Annotated in this window: 3 tRNA genes and 2 rRNA genes; all 5 read left to right on the plus strand. The window is 48.1% G+C overall.

The features are described from left to right. Nucleotides 1-797 (plus strand): 16S ribosomal RNA (locus tag ACED28_RS23130); the annotation flags it as partial. A gap of 91 nt (nt 798-888) precedes the next feature. After that, nucleotides 889-964 (plus strand) — tRNA-Glu (locus ACED28_RS23135). 2 nt (nt 965-966) lie between these two features. Beyond that, nucleotides 967-1,042, plus strand: a tRNA-Lys gene (locus ACED28_RS23140). A 32-nt stretch (nt 1,043-1,074) separates the two neighbouring features. Continuing rightward, a tRNA-Val gene (locus ACED28_RS23145) sits at nt 1,075-1,150 on the plus strand. A gap of 368 nt (nt 1,151-1,518) precedes the next feature. Beyond that, nucleotides 1,519-1,723, plus strand: a 23S ribosomal RNA gene (locus tag ACED28_RS23150); the annotation flags it as partial.

A 1,723-nucleotide genomic window follows, 5' to 3' on the forward strand; every position in this document is an offset into this window, starting at 1 on the left:
ACTGACACTCAGATGCGAAAGCGTGGGGAGCAAACAGGATTAGATACCCTGGTAGTCCACGCCGTAAACGATGTCTACTTGGAGGTTGTGGCCTTGAGCCGTGGCTTTCGGAGCTAACGCGTTAAGTAGACCGCCTGGGGAGTACGGTCGCAAGATTAAAACTCAAATGAATTGACGGGGGCCCGCACAAGCGGTGGAGCATGTGGTTTAATTCGATGCAACGCGAAGAACCTTACCTACTCTTGACATCCAGAGAAGCCAGCGGAGACGCAGGTGTGCCTTCGGGAGCTCTGAGACAGGTGCTGCATGGCTGTCGTCAGCTCGTGTTGTGAAATGTTGGGTTAAGTCCCGCAACGAGCGCAACCCTTATCCTTGTTTGCCAGCGAGTAATGTCGGGAACTCCAGGGAGACTGCCGGTGATAAACCGGAGGAAGGTGGGGACGACGTCAAGTCATCATGGCCCTTACGAGTAGGGCTACACACGTGCTACAATGGCGCATACAGAGGGCAGCAAGCTAGCGATAGTGAGCGAATCCCAAAAAGTGCGTCGTAGTCCGGATTGGAGTCTGCAACTCGACTCCATGAAGTCGGAATCGCTAGTAATCGTGAATCAGAATGTCACGGTGAATACGTTCCCGGGCCTTGTACACACCGCCCGTCACACCATGGGAGTGGGCTGCAAAAGAAGTGGGTAGTTTAACCTTTCGGGGAGGACGCTCACCACTTTGTGGTTCATGACTGGGGTGAAGTCGTAACAAGGTAGCCCTAGGGGAACCTGGGGCTGGATCACCTCCTTATACGAAGATAGTCACGATGAGTACCCACACAGATTGATTAGGTTTAGAAAAGTAAAGAGACGAAGAACTCCCAAGTTCTTCAATATCCAGTGTCCCGTTCGTCTAGAGGCCTAGGACACCGCCCTTTCACGGCGGTAACAGGGGTTCGACTCCCCTACGGGATACCATTGGGTCGTTAGCTCAGTTGGTAGAGCAGTTGACTTTTAATCAATTGGTCGCAGGTTCGAATCCTGCACGACCCACCATTCTTTCTCCGCGAAGGAATTAAAACTATCGTGGGCGATTAGCTCAGTTGGGAGAGCACCTGCCTTACAAGCAGGGGGTCACTGGTTCGAGCCCGGTATCGCCCACCATTCTCTAAATATTCTTGGTTATAGTCATATCCAAACCACTTCTTTTGTCGTTGGTTGGTGTGTTTGACCCTGAGAGTCTTTAGAAAATGTGAAATTTAGAACACTGGTTCTTAAAGTCTCATGCTCTTTAACAATTTGGAAAGCTGACTGATTGATTTACTTACGAGTAATTCAATCAAATTTAAAAGTTCTCAATGTTTATCTTTCATTAGATAAACACAACAAACACATTCAAGTGTCTTGTATTCGATTCAAACTTGTTTGAATCACAATTGAGTCCGGCAAACAGTTATCAAGAATTAACCCTTCTTGATGACAACCAAAAACCTTGGTTAGTTGCCATACACTAAGACCCTTTCGGGTTGTATGGTTAAGTGACTAAGCGTACACGGTGGATGCCTTGGCAGTCAGAGGCGATGAAAGGCGTAATAACTTGCGATAAGCCCAGATTAGGTAGTAATAACCTTTTGAGTCTGGGATTCCTGAATGGGGAAACCCACTTGCATAAGCAAGTATCCTGTTGTGAATACATAGCAACAGGAGGCAAACCGGGGGAACTGAAACATCTAAGTA

The organism is Vibrio sp. 1F253 (genome assembly GCF_041439295.1).
GTDB classification, from domain to species: Bacteria; Pseudomonadota; Gammaproteobacteria; order Enterobacterales; family Vibrionaceae; genus Vibrio; species Vibrio tasmaniensis_A.